At 70.4% G+C, this 22,507-nt stretch carries 19 protein-coding genes; 11 read left to right on the top strand and 8 right to left on the bottom strand.

What is annotated here, in order from left to right; all coding sequences use genetic code 11:
* Complete coding sequence (locus R2J76_RS01090; RefSeq protein WP_316413934.1) at positions 1-186, bottom strand: hypothetical protein; 186 nt, start codon at positions 184-186, stop codon at positions 1-3.
* 123 nt (positions 187-309) lie between these two features.
* Here R2J76_RS01090 and R2J76_RS01085 point away from each other — a divergent pair, with 123 nt between their 5' ends.
* The 4 genes from R2J76_RS01085 to R2J76_RS01070 all read left to right on the top strand — a co-directional run bounded on the left by R2J76_RS01085 (position 310) and on the right by R2J76_RS01070 (position 5,850).
* Positions 310-849, top strand: coding sequence for a uracil-DNA glycosylase family protein (locus R2J76_RS01085; protein WP_316415876.1), 540 nt, complete (start codon positions 310-312; stop codon positions 847-849).
* Between the two features lie 4 nt (positions 850-853).
* Positions 854-1,633, top strand: coding sequence for a YwiC-like family protein (locus R2J76_RS01080; protein WP_316413933.1), 780 nt, complete (start codon positions 854-856; stop codon positions 1,631-1,633).
* Between the two features lie 91 nt (positions 1,634-1,724).
* The gene (locus tag R2J76_RS01075; RefSeq protein WP_316413932.1) at positions 1,725-4,496 is read left to right on the top strand and encodes a M16 family metallopeptidase; all 2,772 of its coding nucleotides are present in this window, start codon (positions 1,725-1,727) and stop codon (positions 4,494-4,496) included.
* 88 nt (positions 4,497-4,584) lie between these two features.
* Positions 4,585-5,850 carry an RluA family pseudouridine synthase gene (locus R2J76_RS01070; RefSeq protein WP_316413931.1) on the top strand — a complete coding sequence of 422 codons (1,266 nt, stop codon included), beginning with the start codon at positions 4,585-4,587 and terminating at the stop codon, positions 5,848-5,850.
* 384 nt (positions 5,851-6,234) lie between these two features.
* On the opposite strand, the gene R2J76_RS01065 is transcribed toward R2J76_RS01070, so the two are convergent.
* A complete protein-coding gene (locus R2J76_RS01065) occupies positions 6,235-6,720 on the bottom strand; it encodes a MarR family winged helix-turn-helix transcriptional regulator (protein ID WP_316413930.1) in 486 nt (161 codons plus the stop codon).
* Positions 6,721-6,908: 188 nt separating this feature from the next.
* Between R2J76_RS01065 and R2J76_RS01060 the strand changes: the two genes are divergently transcribed.
* Together R2J76_RS01060 and nuoF are read left to right on the top strand one after the other, a co-directional pair.
* Positions 6,909-7,484: an NADH-quinone oxidoreductase subunit NuoE family protein gene (locus R2J76_RS01060; RefSeq protein ID WP_316413929.1), complete on the top strand. Its 576-nt coding sequence runs from the start codon at positions 6,909-6,911 to the stop codon at positions 7,482-7,484.
* A gap of 2 nt (positions 7,485-7,486) precedes the next feature.
* Positions 7,487-8,860, top strand: a complete 1,374-nt coding sequence (gene nuoF / locus R2J76_RS01055; RefSeq protein WP_316413928.1) for an NADH-quinone oxidoreductase subunit NuoF — start codon at positions 7,487-7,489, stop codon at positions 8,858-8,860.
* Positions 8,861-9,312: 452 nt separating this feature from the next.
* Here nuoF and R2J76_RS01050 read toward each other — a convergent pair whose 3' ends face one another.
* From R2J76_RS01050 to R2J76_RS01035, 4 genes are all read right to left on the bottom strand, one after another.
* On the bottom strand, positions 9,313-10,719 hold the full coding sequence (locus tag R2J76_RS01050; protein WP_316413927.1) for a NupC/NupG family nucleoside CNT transporter: 1,407 nt from the start codon (positions 10,717-10,719) through the stop codon (positions 9,313-9,315).
* 45 nt (positions 10,720-10,764) lie between these two features.
* A complete protein-coding gene (locus tag R2J76_RS01045; RefSeq protein ID WP_316413926.1) occupies positions 10,765-11,124 on the bottom strand; it encodes a roadblock/LC7 domain-containing protein in 360 nt (119 codons plus the stop codon).
* A 68-nt stretch (positions 11,125-11,192) separates the two neighbouring features.
* Positions 11,193-11,894, bottom strand: coding sequence for a hypothetical protein (locus tag R2J76_RS01040; RefSeq protein ID WP_316413925.1), 702 nt, complete (start codon positions 11,892-11,894; stop codon positions 11,193-11,195).
* A complete protein-coding gene (locus R2J76_RS01035; RefSeq protein ID WP_316413924.1) occupies positions 11,894-12,574 on the bottom strand; it encodes a hypothetical protein in 681 nt (226 codons plus the stop codon). The genes R2J76_RS01040 and R2J76_RS01035 overlap by 1 nt, the downstream gene beginning before the upstream one ends.
* A gap of 70 nt (positions 12,575-12,644) precedes the next feature.
* Between R2J76_RS01035 and R2J76_RS01030 the strand changes: the two genes are divergently transcribed.
* Genes R2J76_RS01030 through R2J76_RS01010 form a run of 5 tightly spaced genes read left to right on the top strand, consistent with a single transcriptional unit; the run spans position 12,645 to position 20,242 of the window.
* Positions 12,645-15,332 (top strand): HEAT repeat domain-containing protein, encoded by a 2,688-nt coding sequence (locus R2J76_RS01030; RefSeq protein WP_316413923.1) that lies wholly within the window; start codon positions 12,645-12,647, stop codon positions 15,330-15,332.
* A 40-nt stretch (positions 15,333-15,372) separates the two neighbouring features.
* Positions 15,373-16,830 (top strand): outer membrane protein assembly factor BamD, encoded by a 1,458-nt coding sequence (locus R2J76_RS01025; protein WP_316413922.1) that lies wholly within the window; start codon positions 15,373-15,375, stop codon positions 16,828-16,830.
* Positions 16,830-18,860 (top strand): PDZ domain-containing protein, encoded by a 2,031-nt coding sequence (locus R2J76_RS01020; RefSeq protein WP_316413921.1) that lies wholly within the window; start codon positions 16,830-16,832, stop codon positions 18,858-18,860. Before R2J76_RS01025 ends, R2J76_RS01020 begins: the two co-directional genes overlap by 1 nt.
* 17 nt (positions 18,861-18,877) lie before the next feature.
* Complete coding sequence (locus R2J76_RS01015) at positions 18,878-19,273, top strand: hypothetical protein (RefSeq protein ID WP_316413920.1); 396 nt, start codon at positions 18,878-18,880, stop codon at positions 19,271-19,273.
* 18 nt (positions 19,274-19,291) lie between these two features.
* A complete protein-coding gene (locus R2J76_RS01010) occupies positions 19,292-20,242 on the top strand; it encodes a sigma 54-interacting transcriptional regulator (RefSeq protein WP_316413919.1) in 951 nt (316 codons plus the stop codon).
* Here the strand turns inward: R2J76_RS01010 and R2J76_RS01005 are convergent.
* Together R2J76_RS01005 and R2J76_RS01000 are read right to left on the bottom strand one after the other, a co-directional pair.
* Complete coding sequence (locus R2J76_RS01005; RefSeq protein ID WP_316413918.1) at positions 20,226-21,245, bottom strand: glycosyltransferase family 32 protein; 1,020 nt, start codon at positions 21,243-21,245, stop codon at positions 20,226-20,228. The two genes, R2J76_RS01010 and R2J76_RS01005, sit on opposite strands and share 17 nt — an antisense overlap.
* Entirely contained in the window at positions 21,242-22,471 is a 1,230-nt protein-coding gene (locus tag R2J76_RS01000) for a glycosyltransferase family 2 protein (protein WP_316413917.1), read from the bottom strand. Before R2J76_RS01000 ends, R2J76_RS01005 begins: the two co-directional genes overlap by 4 nt.
* Positions 22,472-22,507 lie beyond the last annotated feature (36 nt).

Raw genomic sequence — 22,507 nt, 5'->3', positions numbered from 1 at the left:
TCACTTCTGTTGCATGAGCCATTCAACCAAACGCACGTGGAAACCGGTGGGGTCGTCCAGATCGCTCCGCTTCAGGCGCGGGGGGCAGGAAATTTTCAAGTCCTCCACCTTCCCGGTGGCCGGAATGTAAGTACCTGATTCCACCATTCTTTTTATGCCCACATCCAGGCCAGGGGTCGAATTCATGCCCGCCTCCCGCACGTCAAATTCGCATCCCCCAAGATAAGCCTCTGGCAATCTGATGCCATGGCACGGATTCTTCAAACCCAGGTCGCCCCCCTTTTTCCTCCCCGGGGACCCGTGCGGATCATGCTGTTCGGCGAGGCCCCGGGACCCCGGGGGGCCGACCAGAGCGGGATCCCCTTCTGGGGGGACCGGGCCGGCACCTGCGTGTACCGGGCCCTGGAGGCCGCGGGCCTTGCCCGGGTCCCGGCCGGGGCCTTCCAGGACTGGGACGGCGCGCGGTTCCGGGCCGAGGGCCTGGCGCCGGTGCTCCGGGGGGTAGCCCTGAGCAACGCCTTCCCCGTGTGCCCCACCCGGGATTTCCAGACCTTCCGGGCCCCCACGGATAAGGAACTGCTGGCCCCGGACAACCTGGATCGGCTCCGGGGGGAGCTGCGGGAGGCCGCGGGGCGCTGCCCGGGCCGCCTGCGGGTCATCGCCATGGGGCGCAGGGCCCAGTGGGTCTTCGCCCGCATCGACGGGGCCCCGGACATCCACCTGGACGTCCTGCCCCACCCCTCCTCCCAGGGCCTCCTCCAGGCGGCTCCGGGGAAGGGCAAAGGATTGAAATTGGAAGACCTTCGGCGCGAGTGGGAAGCCCGGCTCGCCGCCCTGCTGGAGACCTGAGACCATGCCCAAGGAAACCCTTCCCCTCTGGCCCCGCGAACACGGCGCCTATGCCCAGTTGGGCGTGGCCCTGGCGTGCGGGGCCGTCCTGGGGCACGGTTCCCGGGGCATCTTCCAGGCGGTGCTGGCGGTGGCCCTCTTCCTGGCCAGCGAACCGGTCCTGGTGCTCCTGGGCCGCCGGGGAGAAGCCGCCCGGGGGGCCTCCCAGGTGCGGGCGGCCCTGCGCCTGGTGATCCTGGGCTCCGTCCTCCTGCTGGCCATCTTCGGGGCCTGGATCGGCGCCCCCGCCGCCCACCTCCTGGGGCTCCTCCCCGCCGCGGCCCTGGGCGCCATCCTCTTCTTCCTGTTCCTGATCCGGCAGGAGCGCACGGCCGCCGGCGAGGTGGTGGCGGCCTGGGCCTTTTCCGCCACCGCGGGCAGCGTGGTGCTCCTGGGGGACGGGGGCGGCCGCAGGGCGCTCCTCCTGGCCCTTCTCCTGGGCGGGATGTTCACCCTCGCCACCGCCGTCGTCCACTGCCACATCCTCGCCCTGAAGCGGGGCGGCGCCTGGTTTCCGCGCTTCGCCGCCTTCGCCCTGGGGGCGGCCCTGTGCACCTGGACGGGCCTGGCCGCCCTGCACGGAAGCCTGCCCCGCGCCGCCGGCGCCGCCCTGCTGCCCATGACCCTGGCGGCGCTCTGGGTGTGGGCGGCCCCGCCCGCCCCGCGCCAGCTCAAGCAGGTGGGCTGGGCCGCCACCGCCATGGCCCTGCTGGGCGGGGCCCTAGCCGTGTTCAGCCTCTGGTAAACGTTAATTTTGGTTAAATTACGGATCGTTGAAGGCCTTCGCGGGGTGTGAGACCCTTGGGGCACCCACCCCTGGAACTTGGAGAAATACGATGTCCCGTTTCCGTTTCGATCTGCCCCTCGCCGCCATCCTCATCCTGGGAGGGCTGCCGGCCGCGGCGAAGGCCCCCGCCTCCCGAGCCGTCCCCAGGCCCCCCGAGAAGGCCGCCTCCGTGGAGGGGATCACCGAGTACCGCCTGGGCAACGGCCTCAAGGTCCTGCTCTTCCCCGACCCCTCCAAGGCCAACGTCACCGTGAACATCACCTACCTGGTGGGGAGCCGGGACGAGAGCTACGGCGAGACCGGCATGGCCCACCTTCTGGAGCACATGATCTTCAAGGGGACCCCGAAGCACCCCGACATCCCCGGTGAACTCTCCCTCCACGGCGCCGACTTCAACGGCTCCACCAGCTTCGACCGCACCAACTACTACGAGTCCATGAAGGCCTCCGAGGCGAACCTGAAGTGGGCCCTGGAACTGGAAGCGGACCGCATGATCAACAGCTGGGTGGCCATCAAGCCCGCCAAGGCCGCCGAACTGCTCAAGACGGAAATGACCGTCGTGCGCAACGAGTTCGAGAGCGGCGAGAACCAGCCCTTCAGCGTGCTCATGGAGCGGGTCATGGAGACCGCCTACCTGTGGCACAACTACGGCAAGCCCACCATCGGCTGCCGCGCCGACATCGAGAACGTCAACATCTGGCACCTCTCCGCCTTCTTCCGGAAGTACTACCAGCCCGACAACGCCGTGCTCACCGTGGCCGGGCGGTTCGATCCCGTGAAGACCCTCGCGCTCATCAACACCACCTTCGGCCCCATCCCCAGGCCCTCCCGGAAGCTCGAGCCCACCTACACGGTGGAACCCACCCAGGACGGGGAGCGCAGCGTCACCGTGCGCCGGGTGGGCGACGTGAAGCTGGCCATGGCCGCCTACCACATGCCCGCCGCCACCGACCCGGACCTGGCGCCCCTGACGGTCCTGGCCAAGGTGCTGGGATCGGCCCCCTCCGGCCGCCTCTACAAGGCCCTGGTGGAGCCCAGGAAGGCCGCCCAGGTCTTCTGCAACGCCGAGGCGACCCGCGAGCCTGGCCTCTTCTACGTGGGGGCCATGGTCCGGCCCGAGGGCAACCTGGACGAGGCCCGGGACCTGGTGCTCGACACCACGGAGGCCGTGGCCGCCACCCCCTTCGGCCCCGAGGAGGTGGAGCGGGCCAAGTCCGCCATCCTCAAGCAGGTGGACCTGACCCTGAACCAGTCCGACCAGGTGGGCCTGGCCCTGAGCGAAGCCATCGCCAACGGCGACTGGCGCACCTTCTTCCTGGACCGGGACCGGGTGAAGGCCGTGACCCCCGCGGACGTGGCGCGGGTCGCCAAGGCCTACCTGAAGTCCAGCAACCGGACCCTGGGGCTCTTCGTGCCCACGCCCAAGCCCGAGCGGGTGGAGATCCCCCCCATGCGCGACGTGGCGGCCATGGTCCAGGACTACAAGGGGCAGGAGGTGCGCAGCCAGGGCGAGGCCTTCGACGTGTCCCCGGCCTCCATCGACCGCCAGACGGTGCGGTTCACCACCGCGGCGGGCCTGAAGGTGGCCCTGGTGCCCAAGAAGACCCGGGGCGCCGCCGTGAACGTGGCCCTGAACCTCCACTTCGGCACCGAGGCGGCGCTCCAGGACCTCGGCCCCCGGGGCACCCTCGCGGGCGCCATGCTCCTGCGCGGCACCGCCCGCCACACCCGGCAGGAGCTGGCCGACACCCTGGACAAGCTCAAGGCCAACGTGCGCCTGGGGGGCAGCGCGGAGGGGGTCCGGGGCACCATCGAGACGGTGCGGGAGAACCTGCCCGCCGTCCTGGGCCTGGTCACCGAGGCCCTGAAGGAGGCCAGCTTCCCCGCCCAGGAATTCGAACTGCTCCGCCAGCAGTTCCTGGCCGGCTTGGAGAGCCAGCGGAGCGATCCCCAGGCCCTGGCCGGGATCACCTACCGCAGGGCCCTCAATGCCTGGCCCAAGGGCCATCCCCGCTACGCCGCCACCCTGGACGAATCCATCGCCGACATGAAGGCCGTGAAGGTGGAGGACGTCAAGGCCCTCCACGACGCCTTCTACGGCGCCTCCAACGGGGAGCTGACCATCGTGGGCGACGTGGACCCCAAGGAGGCCCGGGCCCTGGTGGAGAGCCTCCTGGGCTCCTGGAAGAGCCCGGCGCCCTACAAGCGCATCACCAACGTCTACCGCCCGGAGCCGGGCCGGTCCGAGGTGATCGAGACGCCCGACAAGGCCAACGCGGTGATCCTCGGGGGCCTGAACCTCGCGCTGAAGGAATCCGATCCCGATTTCGCGGCCCTGGTGCTGGGTGACTACATGGTGGGCGGCAGCACCTTCAATTCCAGGCTGGGGGCCCGGGTGCGGGTGAAGGAGGGCCTCAGCTACGGCGTGGGCTCCCAGTTCCAGGCCGGGGCGCTGGACGCCTTCGGCCAGTGGACCTTCTACGCCATCTGCGCGCCCCAGAACGCCGCCAAGGCCGAGGCCGCCATCCGCGAGGAGCTGGCCCTGGCCCTGGCCTCGGGCTTCACCGCCAAGGAGCTCGCCGAGGCCAAGACGGGCTGGCTCCAGGCCGAGGAGCAGGGCCGGTCCCAGGACCCGCAGCTGGCCGGCATGATCCAGCGCGATCTGGAGGCCGGGCGCACCATGGCCTTCCAGGCCGACCTGGAAAGGCGCGTCGCCGCCCTCACCAGCGACCAGATCGTCGCCGCCCTGAAAAAGCACCTGGATCCCGCCCGCATCACCCTGGTGAAGGCCGGCGATTTCCAGAAGGCCGCCAAGCGGTAGCACCCTTTCGCTTGATAAATAAAGGTTTTCATGGTCTCCTTTCCAGCAAGCCCAGCGTTTCAATGGACGCCGGGCACTGGAGGAGCCCATGGCCCGATCGAATGAAACCTGGACCGGCGCGACGGAAGGTACCGCCCTTGCCGCGGAGCTGCACCGCAAGCTGGAGGTCAGCCACCGCCAGGCCAAGGGCCTCATCGACGCGGGCTGCGTCAAGGTCAACGGCGCCGAGGCCCGCACCTACGGCCTGCGCCTGGCCGCGACGGACACCGTCCACGTGGTCTTCGACCCGGACATGGTCTACAGCGCCCTGCCCAAGCCCAGCCGGAGCGCGGACTGCCCCTTCACGGTCCTCCTGGAGGACAAGCACCTGGTCTTCGTGGACAAGCCCGCCGGACTCCTGACGGTGCCCGCGGAAAAGAACACCGACCCCTGCCTGGCCGAGGCCCTCACGGACCTGTACCGCCGCCGGGGCTTCAAGCGCTTCCAGCTCTTCATCGCCCACCGCCTGGACCGGTACACCTCGGGCGTGCTGGTCTTCGCCAAGACCCCCGAGGCCCTCAACGGCCTCAAGCGCATCTTCGACGAGCACCACCTCCACCGCATCTACAAGGCCATCCTGGTGGGCGAGCTCCCCGAGAACGCCGGGACCCTCTCGGACAAGCTGGTGGAGCGGAAGTCCCTGCGCATGCAGGTGGTGCCCGAGAACTCCAAGGCCAAGCAGGACATCAAGGGCGCCAAGGTGGCCATCACCCACTACCGGGTGCTGGAGCGCCTCCCGGGCCACACCGTGGTGGAGGTGAAGCTGGAGACGGGCCGGCGCAACCAGATCCGCGTGCAGTTCGCCGACCGGGGCTTCCCCCTCCTGGGCGACCAGGTGTACGGCACCCCCAGCCCCCTCATCGACCGCCAGGCCCTCCACGCCGAGCTGCTGGGCTTCCGCCACCCCGTCACCGGCGAATCCGTAACCGCTTCGGCCCCCATGCCCGCCGACATGGAAAAGGCCCTCAAGGCCCTGCGCACCGCGCGCCGGGTGGAGCGGGCCGAGGCCGGCGTCAAGGGCGAGGCCGACATCTACAAGCCCAAGATCACCGCCGAGCGCAAACTGGACCGGGTGCGCCGCGCGGAACGCTACACCAAGGACGAGCCCCGGCGCCCCTCGACTCCCCGGGACGAAGCGCCCCGACCCAGGCGCTCTGTGGGCCCCCGGGACGAAGCGCCCCGACCCCGGCGCGCCGCGGGCCCCCGCGACGAAGCGCCCCGTCCCCGGCGCGCCGCCGATGCGCGGCCAGCGGGGGGAAAGCCCACCGCCAAGCCCGCGGGAGCTTTCCGCAAGCCCGGCCCGAAAAAGGGCTAGGCCGGGTTCGGCAAGTGGAAAGCTCAAAGAGTGACTGGGTTGTACGCATAAGGACAAGGTTCGTGGCCCAGGGTTGGAGCTCTGAACGGCCAGTCCGCGGCGTACAGAGAAACCAAGGAAAAATTCAAACGCTGGGGCGCTGAGGACTCGCTGGGGCGCTGGGAAAAGCAGGAAAACCTGGCCAGGGCGCGGCGATAAGAACCCCAGGTATTGCTTTTCCCAGCGCCCCAGCGAGTCCTCAGCGCCCCAGCGTTTTTCATTTTCCCTGGGTTTCCACGGCCCATGGAGTCAGGCCATACCGGACCCGCTATCCAAGAGACCTTCCAGGTTGTACCGGCGCAGAATGGCGGGCGGGACAGTCAGGCCATTTCAATACCGCCCCGGCTAGTCGCCCATCTCCAGCCGCTCCCGGACCCCTTCCCGCAGCTTCTGCTGCAGCGCGATGAGGGTCCGTCCCTCCTCCGGCGTCAACAGGCCGTCCACTTCCCGGCAGAGGGCGGTGTGCACCGGGGCCAGCTTGGCCTCCAGGGTCCGGCCCTCGGGGGTGAGCTGCACGAGGCAGCCCCGGCGGTCGTTGGGGTCCTCCCTCCGGCGCACCAGGCCCGCCTTCACCATGCGGTCCACGAGCCGCGGCACGTCGGCGCTGCGGGAGATGATGCGGCGCCGCAGGTCCCGGATGAGGTAGCCGTCCTCGGGGCCGCCTTTGAGGATGCGCAGCACGTTGAACTGCTGGTCCGTGATGCCGGCGGGCTTGAAGAGCCGCTCGTCGCTGAGGCGCGTGGCGTACTCCCGGCAGAGCAGGATGGAAAGCAGGAGCTCCTGGCCGGGGTCCAGGGGCTTGTTGATGAGGAGCTCTTCGCGAAGCTGCATGGGATCGACCGTTCCGAGTGCCTTGGGGCGTGGATCAATTCTAATGGGGGGCCGCGGGGTGTCCAGGGGTGCCCCGGGCCGGAAGCGGCCGGAGGAACCCGCGCGAAATTTTGGCGTCAAGGTCCATGGGGATGCCGCCGGGGATACAGGATAGACTGGGTGTCCTTGATGACCTTCCCGGACGAGCCATGAACCATCCCCTCCCCCCTGAAACCAGCGATGTGCCCCTGGCGCCGGGCGAACGGCTGCCCAGGACCCAGCGGGAGAAGCTGAGCCCCGAGGCCATCGCGAAGATCCAGTCCATCGCGGCCCAGTTCCCGGACCGCATGGCCGGCACCCTCCCGGCGCTGTACATCGCCCAGAAGGAATTCGGCTTCCTGAGCCTGGGGGCCATGAAGGAGGTGGCCGCGGCCCTGGGCGTGCCCGAGGGGCACGTCTTCGGGGTTGCCACGTTCTACACCATGTTCCGGAAGAAGCCCGTGGGGCGGTACCACTTCGAGGTGTGCACCAACCTCTGCTGCGCCCTGAACGGGGCCGCGGACCTGCTGGCCAAGGTCATCGAGAAGACCGGCGCCAGGCCCGGGGAAGGCCCCTCCCCGGACGGGCTCTGGAGCGTGGACGAGGTGGAGTGCCTGGCCTCCTGCGGCAGCGGGCCCTGCATCCAGATCAACCACGGCGTCTTCGACGAGTTCGTGGACGAGGCGAAGCTGGAGGCCCTCATGGACGCCTGCCGGCGCGGCGAGACCGCAGCGTGGGGGGAATGACCATGGCCGCCATCCGCACCAAGCCCGATCCCCAGATCTACACCTTCGAGGGCTTCGGCTCCTCCCGGTACCCCAACCTCATGCTCCGGGGCGCCGGCGAACTGGACAACTGGCGCCTCCAGGTCTACACCCGGAAATGGGAGGGCTACGAGGCCTGCCGCAAGGCCCTGAAGATGGAGCCCGCCGCCGTCACGGCCGAGGTGAAGGCCTCCGACCTGCGCGGCCGGGGCGGCGCCGGCTTCCGCACCGGGATGAAGTGGGGCTTCATGCCCAAGGACACCCCGGAGCGCAAGGTGACCCGCTACCTGGTGTGCAACGGCGACGAGGGCGAGCCCGGCACCTTCAAGGACCGCGCGATCCTGGAATACAACCCCCACCAGCTCATCGAGGGCATGATCATCGCCGGGTGGGCCATGCAGTGCCGCACCGGGTTCATCTACCTGCGGGGCGAGTTCTCCTGGCTCATCGACAAGCTGGAGGCCGCCCTCCAGGAGGCCCGGGACGCGGGCTACCTGGGCAAGGACATCCTGGGCACCGGCTGGGACTACGACATCCTCACCTACCGGGGCGCGGGCGCCTACATCTGCGGGGAGGAGACGGCCCTGCTCAACAGCCTCGAAGGCCGCCGGGGCGAGCCCCGGGTGAAGCCCCCCTTCCCGGCCTCCGTGGGCGCCTTCGGCCAGCCCACCACCGTCAACAACGTGGAGACCTTGGCGGCGGTGGCCCCCATCCTCCGCATGGGCGGCGCCGCCTACGCCGAGCTGGGCACCCCCGGCAACACCGGCACCCGCATCTACGGCCTCAGCGGCCACGTGAAGCGCCCCGGCCTCTACGAGCTCCCCCTGGGCCTGCCCATGGACTTCATCCTCAACGACCTGGGCGGCGGCTCCAGCACCGGCCGCAAGATCAAGGCCGTCATCCCCGGAGGCTCCAGCGCCCCCGTCTTCGACGCCAAGGACTTCGACTGCCCCATGGACTTCGACACCGTCAAGGCCCGGGGCTCCATGGCCGGCTCCGGCGGCATGATCGTCATGGACGAAAGCACCTGCATGGTCCAGGCCCTGCTGCGCCTCACCCATTTCTACGCCCACGAGAGCTGCGGCCAGTGCACCCCCTGCCGGGAAGGCTGCAACTGGATGGAGATGATCCTCCACCGCATCGAGCACGGCCAGGGCCGCCCCGCCGACCTGGACCTCCTGGCCAGCCTCCCCCCCCGGATCAACATGCGCACCCTCTGCCCCCTGGGCGACGCCGCCTGCGGCCCCGTGGAATCCTTCCTCCAAAAATTCCGCCCCGAATTCGAGTACCACATCGAGCACAAATCCTGCATGGCGGGGGCGAAGTCCATACTGCCTGGGGTTCTGGCGCCGGCGTAGTAGGCCTGCGTGTCCCGGACTCACGCCCCGGTTCGTTGACGCAGGCAAGCTGCGTCAACGGAGAGCTCACGTTCAGGGGCCAGGGAGGGGTGTTTGCACACGCCGGCTTCGATGGAGGGCTCTGCCCGGCGGGAACGTCCATGCCCTCCGGCGGGGCCTAGGCTCCGTGGGCACGCTTCGAGTGGCCCGGCCCGCAAATGCGAGGGCGCCGACGTTGACCAGTCAGCGTCGGCGCGGATCCGCTTCACTTCGGTACACTCGCAGCGGGTCGAAGGGCCATAGGCCAACCTGGGGGGCCTCGCCTTTCCCAGCCGCCAGCATGCCCATCGAAGCCGGCGTGTGCAAACACCCCTCCCCCGACCCTGAACGTGAGCTCTCCGTTGACGCAGCTTGCCTGCGTCAACGAACCGGGGCGGGAGTCCGGAACCCGTCAGCCGAAAGCGCCGGCGCCCCTAACTGAGAATCCCGGCGATGCAGGCGGACATGAAGTTGGCGAGGGTGCCGGCGATCATGGCTTTGAGGCCAAGGCGGGCGAGGTCGCCGCGGCGTTCGGGGACCAGGGCGCCGATGCCGCCGACCTGGATGGCGATGCTGCTGAAGTTGGCGAAGCCGCAGAGGGCGAAGGTGGTGACGAGGCGGGCCTTGGTGCTCAGGTCGGGGAGGTTGCCCAGCTGGATGAAGGCCACGAATTCGTTGATGACCATGCGCTGGCCCAGGAGGGAGCCCACGACGCCGGCCTCCTTCCAGGGGATGCCCATGAGCCACGCGAAGGGGCGGAAGAGGATGCCCAGCACCAGCTCCAGGGAGAGGGCGGGGAAGATGGCCTTCAGGACGCCGTTCATGAGGGCGATGAGGGCGATGAAGGCGATGAGCATGCCGGCCACGTTGATGGCCAGGTGCAGGCCCTCGGAGGCGCCGCGGGCGGCGGCGTCCAGGACGTTGGCGTCGTTGGAGGGGATGTTCACCTGGATCTCGCCGGCGGTGGCGGGGGTGCCGGTCTCGGGCTCCAGGATCTTGGCGATCATGATGGCGCCGGGGGCGGTCATGATGACGGCGGTGAGCAGGTGCACCACGTCCACGTGGGCCACCTGCACGTAGGCCACCATGATGGAGCCCGACACGTGGGCCATGCCGGCGGTCATGACCACCATGAGCTCGCTGCGGGTGAGGGCGGCCAGGTAGGGGCGGATGGTGAGCGGGGCCTCGGTCTGGCCCATGAGGATGCTGGCGGAGACCGAAAGGCTCTCGGCGCCGCTGACCTTGAGGAAGCGGCTGATGGCGCGGGAGAAGGCCCCCACCACCCACTGCATGGCGCCCACGTGGTAGAGCACCGCGAAGATGCTGGCCACGAAGATGATGGTGGGCAGCACCACGAAGGCGAAGATCATGCCCATGCTGCCCACGGTCACGCCCTGGGCGTTGGTGATCACGGCGCCGCCGGGGGTGGCCAGGGGTCCGAAGACGAAGGTGGCGCCGGCCTTGGCGTAGGACATGAGGCCCTCCACCACCACCCGCGCCTTGTCGAAGACCGAGCCCACGAGGTTCCCGCGCACCAGGGCCAAGGTCACCACGGAGCCCAGGGCCCACTTGAACCAGGCCACCTGCAGGATCCCGTAGCGCTTGAAGATCATCGGCACGAAGAGGAGGGCGAAGATCACCCAGCCCGCGTGGGGCGGGAAGGGAAGGAAGCCCAGGGCGTGGGAGAGGGCTTCGCCCTTGAGCACCACCAGGGCCAGGATCCACTGCAGGGCCATGCCCCAGCCGACGGTTTTCCAGTGGATGGATTTGCGGTCCGAGGACCAGGCATAGGCCAGAGCCATGAAACAGACAAGACCAAGAAGACCCGTAAATCGGACCATGTTTCTCCCATATCGCTGGTTTTTCGGTGTTTCAGAAGGGGGGGATTACAGCTCCTGGTTGAGCGCGTCCAGGGCCTGCTGCATCTGGAAACGGGCGCGGCCAAGGATACCGTCCCGGCGCATCACCAGCACCAGGGAGCAGTGCTCCTGCCCGCCCATCATGAGGATCCAGTGCTGGTCCGTGCAGAAGGCCACCTGCTCCACCTCGCCCCGGTCGAATTCCTCGACCGCCTGCTGGAGGTGGCGCTTGACGACGTTCCGGTAGGCGCCGAGCAGCTGCAGGGCGTCGTTGGGCACCTCGATGGTGCGCGAGCAGAGGGGATCCCCGTCCTTGTCGTTGAAGGTCGCCGCGATGGCCTCGGGCACCCGCTCGATCAGATTGTCCAGAATGGCCTGGAAGGACATGGGGAAACTCCCTCGGGGAACGTCACATGATGACCTGTCTCCGGGGGGAACGCCACCATGAACCATATCTACAGGAGCATCAGGACCCCCACGACGCAGGCCAGGATCAGCAGGCCCAGCCAGACCCCCACCAGCGCCACGTGGACCAGGGTGGCCACGACCCCCTTCCAGGGGGCGCATCCGTGCCACGCGGCCAGGGCGTAGCCCCGCAGGATCCAGAAGTACGCCGCCACGGGCAGGAGGGCCAGGCCGAGGACGAAGCCCACCCCGGGCAGCTCGGCCAGCAGGGCCGCGGCGGCTCCCAGGGCGCCCACCTTGAGGGCCTCGGCGTCGGCCACCAGGCTGGCCCGGAAGCCGCGGCGCTCCCGCAGGCCCCCCAGGAGCCACAACGCCATGTGGTCGAAGGTGGCGTCGTGGAGCCAGAGGCCCAGGACCGCCACGGGGGCCAGCGCCGCCATCCAGGGCAGGAGCGCGTGGAGGCCGGGGGCGGCGGGGAGGTTCGCCAGGGCCGCGCGGAGTTCGGCCGGGTCCACCGTCTCCGGGAGCTGCGGGAGGATCCGGGTCCACAGGTCGCTTTCCGGGGAGATCAGGCGGGCGTACAGGGACGAGAAGGACAGGTAGCCCAGGACCATGCCCAGGAAGGCCAGGGGGGACCGCAGCAGGAGCAGCTCCTTCAGGGAGGCCCCCAGGGCGGGGGCTTCCCGGGCCCGTTGGCGGAACCCCTCCCCGGGCCGGAGGGCCCGCTCCCAGAGGTTCCGGACGGGTTCCATCAGCGCCGGGGGAAGAGGAGGTCGAAATCGCGGATCGCCACCGGATCCCCCTCCCGCCGGATGGGTTCGCGGAATTCCCCGGGGTCCCGCTCGGCGAACTGGCCGAAGGTGGCGATATTGCCGTTGATGTAGGCGATGAATTCGTCCTGGCGATGGCGGATGTACCCCTGGAAGGGCCGGGCGACGATGCCCAGGACCGCGGAATCCAGGGCCGTCCAGGTCTGGAGGTGGGTCTCGAAGCCCTGGGGGGAGTCCCAGTAGCGGTAGGCCACGGCCATGCGCGCCCCCACGGCGAAGGGCGTCTTGAGCCGGCCCGCCTCGGCCCGGCCCTCCACCAGGTAGACCCGGAACCCGGGTTTCCACAGCACGCAGCGCAGGCGCCCGGTGAGCCCCCGGGTGTCGTCCAGGGTCCAGGAGCCGTCGGGGCAGGCGAATCCGAAGAAGCCCGGCACGAACCCGCAGTACCGCCACAGGGCCATGCTCATGCGGGGGTGGTCGAAGATCTTCTCCATGGTGGCGGAGCGCACCTGCACGGGCCGGGTGCGGGTCTGGAAGGCGAAGTCGGCCTTGTCCACGATCCGCTGGGCCTCCTCGCGATCCATGGGGGCCAGCTCCCCGAAGGGGATCTGGGCCCCGAGGAGGCTGGAGATGGCCAGGGACAGAAAATACGGAAGGCGCATGGAGAAACGCTAGCGAATCGCCGCGATTGTGAAAAGAATAATGCTTGAAGCCCCTTTTTCGCAGGATTCAATGCCAACCCAGCTCCGGAAGATCCCGCTCACCCCCCTGGACACCCTCCGCGACCTCCTGAAGGAGTACGCCGAGGGGGACCCTCAGTTCCCGGCCCGCCTGGTGACGCAGCTCCAGACCCTCCGGAAGCAGGCCCTCCCCGAGCTGGGCAGCCGCCTGGGCTCCCAGGGCACGCCCCGGGGCCTCCGCAAGGCCATCCTGGCCACGGTGGCGAAGTTCGACTGGCCGGAATGGACCCCCTGGATTGCCATGGCCCTCAAGAACGAGCAGGACCTGGGCATCTTCGACGAGGGGTGCGCGGCCCTGGGGACCCTGGGCACCCGGGGGGCCATGACGGCCCTCGCGGCCCTGAAGACCTCCCGCCCCGAGCCGGATTTCCAGGTGATCCTCAACCGCGAACTGGGCCTCTTCCAGAGCCAGCAGGGCGCGGCCTACCACATCAGCCGGCTCCTGGAAGGCCAGAGCAACCTGCGCATGGCGGCCCAGGGCGCCAAGCTCCTGGGGGCGGTGGCCGGCGCCCAGGACCTCGGGGCCATCGCGGAGGCCTACCACAGCGGGGATCCCCTCGCCCAGCGCCTGGCCATCCGGGTCATGGGCTCCCTGCCCGAGGCCGGGGCCACGGCCTTCCTGAAGGCGGTGGCGGAATCGGCCCGGGAGGACTTCCTGGACCACCAGCTGCTGCTGGCCGGGCTCAACCGCCTCCAGACCCTCCAGCGGGCCTCGGTCCTGCCCGAGCTCCTGCGCCAGGTCCTGGCCCACTTCGGCACCCGCCACCCCGAGACCAAGGAGCTGCTGGAAGGCCTCCAGCGGGCCGCGTCCCAGGAGCAGGGCGACATCCTGGGCGCCGTCGAGGACCTCCGCCCCTGGGTGGGCGGCGTCTACGAGACCTTCCTCGTCGAGGCCCTCATGCTCATGGGCGAAGGCAAGGTGGCCCGGTACTCCGCCATGGTCTCCGACGCGGCCCAGAACGCGGAGACCCGCCTGGGCTTCCTCACGGGCCTGGTGGACCAGGTGGCCGAGGCCCTGGCCTTCAAGGTGGACTGCGGGGAGGTGGCCCGGGAGGAGATCCTGCCCATCTTCGCGCCGATCCTGCGGAGCCGCGCCGGGGGCGACGGGTTCGTCACCGCCTTCCTGCGCCTGCTGCCCGTTTCCGAAACGGCCCTGCTGGCCGAGCTTCTCAAGGACCCGGACCTCACCCGCCGGGAGAAGTACCTGGACGCCCTGGGCACCCGGGAGGACGACGCGCTCACCCCCTTCTTCCTGGCGGCGGTGGAGGACCCCATCGTGGAGGTGGGCCAGAGGGCCATCCACCACCTGGGCAAGCTCCCCTCCAGCTTCCCGGCCCTCATGGCCATGTTCGAGAGCGGCCAGCACGACCAGGTGCGCAGCGCCATCCGGGTCTTCGGGGAGAACCGCACCCGCATGGCGGCGGAACCCCTCCTGGCCTTCCTGCAGAAGGACAACCGGGACGCCCTGATCGTGGAGACCGTGGAGGCGCTGTCGGCCATCGGCTATCCCGGAAGCGCGCCGGTGCTCCTGGACCTGCTCCACGACGGCAAGCCCCTCAACCTGCAGATCGCCCTGGCGGAGGCCCTCAAGGAACTGGGCACCCCGGAGGCCTCCCTGGGCCTCCTGCAGAAGGCCCCCAAGCTCAAGCAGCCCCAGGTGCTCATCCTGGCCCTGGAGGGTTCGCTCACGGCCTTCCCCGCCTTCGACCGGCCCCTGCCCCTGGACGCCCTGCCCGAATTCATGAACCTCTTCGAGAGGTGCTGCGACGAGCGCGAGGGGGAGGGCCAGCGCCTGCGCGCCATCCTCGCCTCCCAGGACCTCTTCGTCTTCGACCGGGCCGCCTACAACCTCCTCAAGGACCGGGTCTCGGACTTCCTCTTCGACATGCGCACCAAGGAGACCTGGGACCGGGAGTCCAACGACCGCGTGGCCGCGGTGGTCAAGGAACTGGCCCGGCGCGGCGACGGCCTGGGGCTCCTGGCCCAGAAGGAAGCCGGCATCAACGCCCAGATCCAGAAGATCCCCGACAAGGGCCCGAAGAAGATCGAGGCCCTCCTGGCCCTGCGCGAGGCCCTGACGGATCCCGAGCTGATCATCCGGCCGGAACTGGCCCAGACCCTCTCGGAGCGGGTGCTGGCGATGCTCGCGGCCCCGGGCTCCGAGTGGCGGGAGATCGCCCACCTGTGCGAGATCGGCGGCCTTACGCGCCAGCCCGCGATGGTGGAACCCATCCGGGAGATCTTCCTGGGGGCCTCGGGCCTGGGCCTCAAGAGCGCGGCGCGCACGGCGCTCCTGGCCCTGGGCCTCACGGAATCCGACCTCAACCGCAGGCCCCCGGTGCGCTCCATCCTGCTCCTGGAACCCAGCGCCTTCTTCCGCAAGCGCCTGGCCCAGGCCCTGGCCGACGGGAAGCGCGAGGTGGCGGAGGCCGGAAGCCGCGAGGAGGCCGAGGCCATCCTGGCGGCCCGCACCGTGGACCTGGTCATCACCGAGAGCAAGGACGCCCAGGGCGACCTCGCCCCCTGGCTGGAGGAGCTCAAGGGCCGGGAACGCTTCCGCTACGCCCTGCTCTCCACGGCCAACCGCGACATCGCGGCGCTGCGGCAGAACGCCTGGATCATCGGCGCCCTGTTCAAGCCCTACCCCACGGAGCAGGTCCTCCAGGCCCTGGAGGCCTGAAGGGGGTAAACTATCTTCAATTAACAATTTCGAGGCCCGCATGCATGTCCTAGGAACCTGGATCCGCCCCGTGACCCTGATCCTGGCCTGCGCGTCCCTCGGGGCCCAGGACGGCGACATGGCCGAGCGGCTCTTCCGTTCCGGCGAGCGCGCCTACGCCGCCCACAGCTACGCCGAGGCCCTGGAGACCTGGAACCAGCTCATCGCCCAGCTGCCCCAGTCCCCCCTGGCCGCGCGGGCCCTGCTCAACCTGGCCCGGTACCAGCTGGACGTCCAGAAGAAGCCCGAGGCGGCCACCCCCTTCCTGGAGCGGCTCAAGAACGAGTACCTCAAGACCCCCCAGGCCGGCGACGCCCTCCTCCTGCTGGGCGAGCTCAGGGCGGCCCGCAGCCACGCCCCCGCCGACATCAAGGAGGCCCTGGCCGATTTCAACCGCATGGTGGACCTGTTCCCGGACCATCCCCTGGTGCAGGAGGCCCGGCTCCACATGGGCCTGGCCCGCAAGCTCCAGGGGGAGTGGGCCCGGGCCCTCCTGGCCTTCACCGAGGCCATGCGCCTGGACCCCGCCGCCCCCGCGGCCATCGCCGCCCAGCTCCAGGCCGCCGAAACCCTGGACATCATGGGGGACCTCCCGGGCTGCCTGCGCATGCTCCAGGACCTGCGGAACCGCCACCCCCAGGCTCCCGAGGCCCAGGAGGCCCTGTGGCGCATCCAGGCGCGGGTGCTCCAGCGCCTCCAGAAGCCCCCCCTGAAGTCCCAGGGCCCCTGGCCCCAGGGGCGGACCAAGTGGCTCAAGACCCCCATCCTCCTGGCCACCGGCCCCGAGGGCGATCTCTACGTGTACCAGTCCGACGACGACCGGGCCTACCACCTCAAGGACGGCGCCCTGGCCCCCTCGGGCCCCGTGGTCAAGGGCGGCAAGGCCCTCCTGGTCCCCCAGGCGGGCACCACCTGGGTGGTGAGCGCCAAGTTCGGCCTCGTGAAGGAGGAGGTGCCCCAGGCCGCGGCGCCCCCCGTGCCCTCCCCCTCCGGCGGGATGCTGGACGCCTGGGGCAACGCCTGGATCTGCGACCCGGGTTCCCCGGTCATCCAGGTGCTGGCCGGGGACGCCCCGCCCCGGCCCCTGCCCGTGCCCGGGATCCAGGCCCTGGCCCCCCTTCCCGACGGCGGCGCCGCGGCGGCCTCGGACGCCTCCCGGTCCCTGCTGTTCCTGGACGCCTCGGGGCGGACCCGGACCACCGTCCCCTACGGCAAGGACCTTCCCGCCCCCTTCCGGTACGTGGTGTCCCTGGCCTCGGACCCCCTGGGCCACGTGGCGGCCCTGGTGGACGGGGATTTCGAAGGGGTGGTGGTGTGGGGCCCGGACGGGTCCGTGCTGCGCTCGGCCACCTACAAGGCCCTGGGCATCGCCGGGAAGTTCCGTGCCGTGGCCCTGGACCGCGCCGGGGGGCTGATCCTGGCCGACCGTTCCAATGACCTGCTGATCAGGCTCCAATGATGCGACGTCTCCTCTGCCTCCTCCTCACGGCCAGCGCGGCCCTCGGCGCCCAGGACCCGGCCCTCCGGGACACCCTGGCCTCGGCCAAGGCCCTGTGGGCCACCCAGGGCGACCGGGACGGCGCCGCCGCCAAGTTCGAATCCATCCTGGGGGCCCTGGAGCCCTCCGCCCGCGCCCTGGACGAGGGCTGGACCCGGGTGCTTTGCGAAACCTACAACTGGATGGCGGTCCTGGACGACCGCACCGCGGGCAAGAAGGCCCAGGCCCCCAAGCGCCTGGAGAGCCTCCTGGAACTGGACCCCGACTACGACATCGACCGCACCATCACCAACCCCAGGCTCCAGGCCGCCTTCGACGCGCTGCGCGCCGCGCGCTTCGGCCGGGTGAAGCTCTCCCTGGACCCCGCCGGGGGCGTCCTCACCGTGGACGGCAAGGCCCGGCGCGCCGAGCCCGGCATGCACTGGATGGCCCCGGGGGCCCACGCCGCCGCCTACGCCCGGATCGGGTTCCAGCCCCAGGACGTGAAGTTCGACGTGGCCGTCAAGGACACCCGGGCCCTGGACTTCAAGCTCGCGCGCACCTCGTCCGTGATCACGGTCTACACCTCGCCCGCGGGGGCCGAACTCCTGGTGGACGGCAAGACCCGGGGCCTCTCCCGGGGGCAGGTCCCCACGGACCGCAGCTACCTGGCCGACCGCGCCGGGGTGAAGCCCGACCAGCTCTCGGACGGTTTCCCCATCGCCGACCTCGCCCCCGGCAAGCACCTCCTGGAAGTGCGCCTGCCCTGCCACCGCACCCGCCGCCTGGAGATTCCGGCGGCCCTCACCACCCCCTTCGCGGACCAGGAACTGGAACCCGTCAAGCTCGAGCCCAGCCGCGGCACCCTCACCGTCCAGAGCGCCGTCCCCGGCGGGCAGCTGATCCTTTCCGGCCTCGACATGGGCCGGGTGCCGGTGCAGGACCTGCAGGTCTGCGCCCAGGCCTACGACCTCCAGGTGAAGTACCCCGCCGGCAGCTTCACCCAGCGCATCGAGATCCAGGAGGGCAAGGCCCTCACCCTCACGGCCCGCCCCAAGCCGCGCCTGACCTATGCCGGCTTCGAGGGCTCCGACGATTTCGCGGGCCGCGAGCGGCTCCTGGGCATGCTGGGGACCCTGGGCGGGCGGCTCCACGAAGTGGCCTTCTTCACCGCCGCCAAGGGCGAGTCCCTCAAGGACTGCCTGGCCCGCCTGCGCTCCGGCCGCGAGACCGAACTCATCCTCTGGGCGCGGCCCGCCCCCGGAAGATCCGTGCAGCAGGTGGAGCTCATCCTGTCGACCCTCACGGGGCAGGAGGAACGGCTGACCGTCATGCCCCTGGAGAACGATCCCCTGGGGTCCCTGGCGGCGCGCATGGAACGCCAGCCCGCGCTCCGGGAGCCCTGGGCCGGCCTCACCCTTCTGGACCTGCCCGGGGGCGCCTACGTGCTGGAGGCCGATTCCGCCGCCCAGAAGGCCGGCGTCAAGCCCGGCCGGACCCTCACCGAAGCCGGCGGAAGGCCCGTGGCCACCGTCGCGGATTTCCGCAAGGCCCTGGCCGAGGCCACCGGCGGCACCCTCACCGTCTCCCAGGGGGAGGCCCCCGTGAAGCTGGCCGTGGTCCCCATGCCCGCGGAACTCCCCGTGAACGCCCCGTACCTCTGCTACCCCCTGGTCCTCGCCGACCTGCGCCTGCGCTACCTGGGCGCCCAGGGCGACGAGGCCTCCCTCCTGCGGCTGGACCAGGCCCTGGCCCTCATGCACTTCCGGGAGTACGACAAGGCCCTGGAGGTGCTGCGGGACGCGCGCATGGTCTCCGTCCAGGGCGTGAGCCAGGGCACCCTCGACTACTACACCGGGTTCTGCCTCCTCCACATGGGTAGCGTCTACCTGCGCGACGCCGCCCAGTCCTTCAACCAGGCCCTGAAATACCCCCAGGCCACCCTGTTCGGCCCCGGCGGCCCCCTGCTGGCGCCCCTGGCCCGGCAGGCCCTCCAGGATCTCCAACCCTGACCCCCGAAAGGAACCCCATGAGCGCAATGCGCAGGAATGAACGCGGCGAGGGCAAGATCGGCTGCATCGTCAGCCTCCTGGTCCTGATCATCGTGGGCGGCGTCGCCGCCAAGGTCGTCCCGGTGCTCTACGCCAACAACAGCCTGGTGAACGCCGCGGAGGACCTGGGATCCAGGGCGGGCGTCATTCCCGCCGCCACCCTCGAGCAGCAGCTGCGGGCCAAGGCCGCCGAACTGGAGATCCCCGAGGCCCTGGTCAAGGGCGGCATCACCCTCACCATCCTCGGGGACCGCAGCGCCGGAACCTGCGTCATCAAGCTCAAGTACACCCAGAAGCTGGATCTCTACGGCGCCTACACCCTGCCCATCACCACGGACAAGACCATCAGCCGGCCGTACATGGACGCACGGTAGGGGGCGTAGGGTGGGGGGGTGAGGAACGCGCCCCCCGAACCCGAGCTCCTGACCGATGGGTCCGAGCCCATGGGGGCCCTCCTGCGCGAACTGGACCTGGTGGCCCCCTCGGGCCTGACGGTCCTGGTCCGGGGGCCCACGGGGTGCGGAAAGGAGCTGGTGGTGCGGGAACTGCACCGCCGCTCCCGGCGCCCGGGGCCCCTGGTGGCCGTGAACTGCGCCGCCCTCGCGGAGGGCACCCTGGAATCGGAACTGTTCGGGCACGTCCGCGGGGCCTTCACCGGCGCGGTGCGGGAACGCCGGGGCGCGGTGGCCTCCGCGGAGGGCGGCACCCTGTTCCTGGACGAGGTGGGCGACCTCACGCCCCGGGTCCAGTGCATGCTGCTCCGCGTCCTGCAGGAGCGCGAGGTTCCGCGGGTGGGCAGCGACCGGGGCGCGCGCATCGACGTGCGGTTCGCGGCCGCCACCAACCGCCCCCTGGAGCCCATGGCCCGCGCGGGAGCCTTCCGGGAGGACCTGCTGTTCCGGCTCCAGGGCACCGTCATCCGGGTCCCTCCCCTGGAACAGCGCCGCCACGAATTCCCCTACCTGGTGCCGCGGCTGGTCATCCGGGCGGCCCAGAACCTGGGGCGGCCGGCACCGGCCCTGGAGCGCGGCCTAACCGAAGCCCTGGCCAGCCGAAGCTGGCCGGGCAACCTGCGCCAGTTCCTCCACGTCCTGGAACAGGGCCTCCTCCATTCCGGAGGGGAACCCCTGGGCCCCCGGCACCTGGTTCCCGCCGAAACGGGCGCCCCCCCTTCCGGTGGATGGACCGAGGCCACCCGGGCCTTCCAGCGGACCCTCCTGGAGGAGACCCTGGCCGCCTGCGGCTACCGCGCTGCCCAGGCGGCCAAGGTCCTGGGCATGGCCCGGCCCTCCCTGTACGCAACCGCCCGCCGCCTGGGCGTGAACCTCAAACGTCCGGACTGACCAGACGGGTCCGGGCCTCCGCGAAACGGACCCCCAGGGGACCGCGGAAGCCGGAGGTCGCGCCCCGGCCGGGGGGCACCCAGCATGCCAGGGGGAAGGGGCGGAGGAAGTCCCCCAGCTCCTCCGGGTGGTCGAGGATGGCCACGTCCGGGAACCGGGTCCGGCCGGTGCGCCCCACGAGATCCAGCACGGCGGCCTCGGCATCCGCCAGGGACACCTGGCCGGGCGCCGCGGGATCCAGGACCAGCACCAGGGTGACGGGGTCCTCCGGCGCGAAGGCCTCCAGGTACCCCAGGAGCACCTCCACCCATTCGGGGTCCTCCCAGCGCGGTTCGTACAGGAAGGCCTGGGCCTTGACGCCTTCGGTCAGCGCCCCCGAGGCCAGCTGATCGTAGCGCCCCAGGGTGCTGCCCCACTCCTGCCGCGCGTAGACGGGGCCCCCCCCGGAATACTCCGCGCCGGTGAAGTGCCTCGGAATGAAGAAATGGCTGGGCAGGACCGTCAGGTTGCCGTAGCCCGCCTGTTTCCAGGTGTCCGTCAGGTGCTGGGGCCCCACGGTCTCCCAGGCCATCCGGTCAACCACCGTGGACTTCCGGTGGATGCCTTCGATGAGCTGGGCCACGAAGGGATTCCCCGGGACCGTCCCGAAGTAGCCGGCCGCCACCAGCCCAGGCCTCACCAGCTCGTTCTCCCAGCAGGCGAAGGCCTCGCAGTCCAGCATCCAGTCGGGAAGGGTGCCGACACAGAAGCTGTCGGCATCCACGAGCACCCCCCCCTGGTCGTAGAGGATCTCCCAGCGCATCATGTCGGCCACGCCGTTCCATTCCCGCGCGGCCATCGCCTTCATGTGGTCCCCGTTGTACCAGGCCCGTTCCGCCAGGTCCCGGTTGCCCCAGACGCGCACCGTCCAGCCGGGGTGGTGATCGATCCAGGACTGGATGCAGCGGGCCGGTCGCCGCGTCTCGTCGCCGACCCAGATGAGGTGCAGGAGCTTGGGGATCATGCCTGGCCTCCCAGCTGACGCATGGCCTCGGCCAAACGGCGGCCCTTGGCCCCCTGGAGGGTGGAACCGGAATCCGCGTCCACCCACTGGATGTGGGGAAAGGCCCGGAGGGCGCCCAGGACCTGGTCCGCCCCCAGGACGCGCACCGCCGGCCCGCCGTCCGCGGCCCGCACCGCCCCTGCCAGGGCTTCCGGATCCTCCTGCGGTTCCGGGAGGATGGCGAGCAGGACCGGGTCCTCCGGGGTGAAGGCGTTCCCGTAGGCCGTGACGATCCCCCGCCAGTCCTCGCGCCGGGTTCCCAGCAGGAAGGCCTCGGGGAACCCGGCCTCCTCCTCGTCGCGGCGTCCGGCGAGCATCGCCTCCTGTTCGTCCCGGAGGGCATAGAGGCGGCGGAGCCCGGCCTGGACCTTCTCCAGGTCCTGGCCGTGGGTGGCCCTCAGCAGGCCGGCGAGGTTCAGGCACATCCCCTTCCAGGCGCCGGAGGAGGGCACGAAGGGCGGCGAGGTCTCCAGCATCCAGCGCCGCCAGACATTGAAATTCACTTCGAGGAAGAACCCCTGGCCGAAGCCGATGACCGAACTGACCTGGCTCCCGTGAAGCCGGAGGCTCACGGTGGGTTCCCGCAGGAAGGCGATGGGGGCGCGCCGGGCCAGGTCCAGCCAGAAGGGCCAGTCGTGCGAAGGCCCGAAGAAGGGGTCGCGCAGGATGGCCGCGGGCGCCAGGGCGCGCCGGAACAGGGCGGCCGGCATCGGCACGTAGTTCCGGGCGAACAGGAGGTCGAAGAGGTCGGACCGGCCGGTGAAATCCTCGTCGGCGATGCGGGTCCAATCGGCCTCCCCCAGGTCCTCGCCCCGTTCGTTCATGCACCGGGCGGTGCTGAAGACCATGGCGGTCTCCGGGTGGGCGTCCAGGAGGGCCATCTTCCGGGCCAGGCCCCCCGGGAGCGGCCAGTCGTCATCGGCGAAGAGGTTCACGTACTCCCCCCGGGCCATTTCCAGCAGGGCGGGATAGGCCTCCGCGGGGTTGTTGGATTCCCAGCGCACGGGGCGGACCCGGGGGTCCTCCGCGGCCCGGCGCTGGAGGCACGCCCAGGTCCCGTCCGAGGAGCCGTTGTCCAGGACCACCAGTTCCAGGTCCAGGCCGGGCTCCAGGATCCGGTCCATGGCCTCCCCGAGCCACCGGGTCCGGTTGAAGGTCGGCATCACCACACTGAGCCTGGGCGTCATGGTTTCCTTCCGCAGCTGTCCTGGAAGTATACGTCT

The organism is Mesoterricola silvestris, from assembly GCF_030295405.1.
GTDB classification, from domain to species: Bacteria; Acidobacteriota; Holophagae; order Holophagales; family Holophagaceae; genus Mesoterricola; species Mesoterricola silvestris.
The sequence above is the reverse complement of the archived record's forward strand: the minus strand, read 5'-3'. Positions and strand labels throughout refer to the sequence as shown.

What these genes read in the sequence shown, in the direction of transcription:
- R2J76_RS01045 (WP_316413926.1), bottom strand. Translation starts at nt 11,124, where the DNA reads ATGTCCTTCCAGGCCATTCTGGACAATCTGATCGAGCGGGTGCCCGAG.
- R2J76_RS01065 (WP_316413930.1), bottom strand. Translation starts at nt 6,720, where the DNA reads ATGCAGCTTCGCGAAGAGCTCCTCATCAACAAGCCCCTGGACCCCGGC.
- R2J76_RS01000 (WP_316413917.1), bottom strand. Translation starts at nt 22,471, where the DNA reads ATGACGCCCAGGCTCAGTGTGGTGATGCCGACCTTCAACCGGACCCGG.
- R2J76_RS01035 (WP_316413924.1), bottom strand. Translation starts at nt 12,574, where the DNA reads ATGCGCCTTCCGTATTTTCTGTCCCTGGCCATCTCCAGCCTCCTCGGG.
- R2J76_RS01005 (WP_316413918.1), bottom strand. Translation starts at nt 21,245, where the DNA reads ATGATCCCCAAGCTCCTGCACCTCATCTGGGTCGGCGACGAGACGCGG.
- R2J76_RS01060 (WP_316413929.1), top strand. Translation starts at nt 6,909, where the DNA reads ATGAACCATCCCCTCCCCCCTGAAACCAGCGATGTGCCCCTGGCGCCG.
- nuoF (WP_316413928.1), top strand. Translation starts at nt 7,487, where the DNA reads ATGGCCGCCATCCGCACCAAGCCCGATCCCCAGATCTACACCTTCGAG.
- R2J76_RS01070 (WP_316413931.1), top strand. Translation starts at nt 4,585, where the DNA reads ATGGCCCGATCGAATGAAACCTGGACCGGCGCGACGGAAGGTACCGCC.
- R2J76_RS01050 (WP_316413927.1), bottom strand. Translation starts at nt 10,719, where the DNA reads ATGGTCCGATTTACGGGTCTTCTTGGTCTTGTCTGTTTCATGGCTCTG.
- R2J76_RS01025 (WP_316413922.1), top strand. Translation starts at nt 15,373, where the DNA reads ATGCATGTCCTAGGAACCTGGATCCGCCCCGTGACCCTGATCCTGGCC.
- R2J76_RS01015 (WP_316413920.1), top strand. Translation starts at nt 18,878, where the DNA reads ATGAGCGCAATGCGCAGGAATGAACGCGGCGAGGGCAAGATCGGCTGC.
- R2J76_RS01020 (WP_316413921.1), top strand. Translation starts at nt 16,830, where the DNA reads ATGCGACGTCTCCTCTGCCTCCTCCTCACGGCCAGCGCGGCCCTCGGC.
- R2J76_RS01090 (WP_316413934.1), bottom strand. Translation starts at nt 186, where the DNA reads ATGAATTCGACCCCTGGCCTGGATGTGGGCATAAAAAGAATGGTGGAA.
- R2J76_RS01030 (WP_316413923.1), top strand. Translation starts at nt 12,645, where the DNA reads ATGCCAACCCAGCTCCGGAAGATCCCGCTCACCCCCCTGGACACCCTC.
- R2J76_RS01085 (WP_316415876.1), top strand. Translation starts at nt 310, where the DNA reads ATGCTGTTCGGCGAGGCCCCGGGACCCCGGGGGGCCGACCAGAGCGGG.
- R2J76_RS01040 (WP_316413925.1), bottom strand. Translation starts at nt 11,894, where the DNA reads ATGGAACCCGTCCGGAACCTCTGGGAGCGGGCCCTCCGGCCCGGGGAG.
- R2J76_RS01075 (WP_316413932.1), top strand. Translation starts at nt 1,725, where the DNA reads ATGTCCCGTTTCCGTTTCGATCTGCCCCTCGCCGCCATCCTCATCCTG.
- R2J76_RS01080 (WP_316413933.1), top strand. Translation starts at nt 854, where the DNA reads ATGCCCAAGGAAACCCTTCCCCTCTGGCCCCGCGAACACGGCGCCTAT.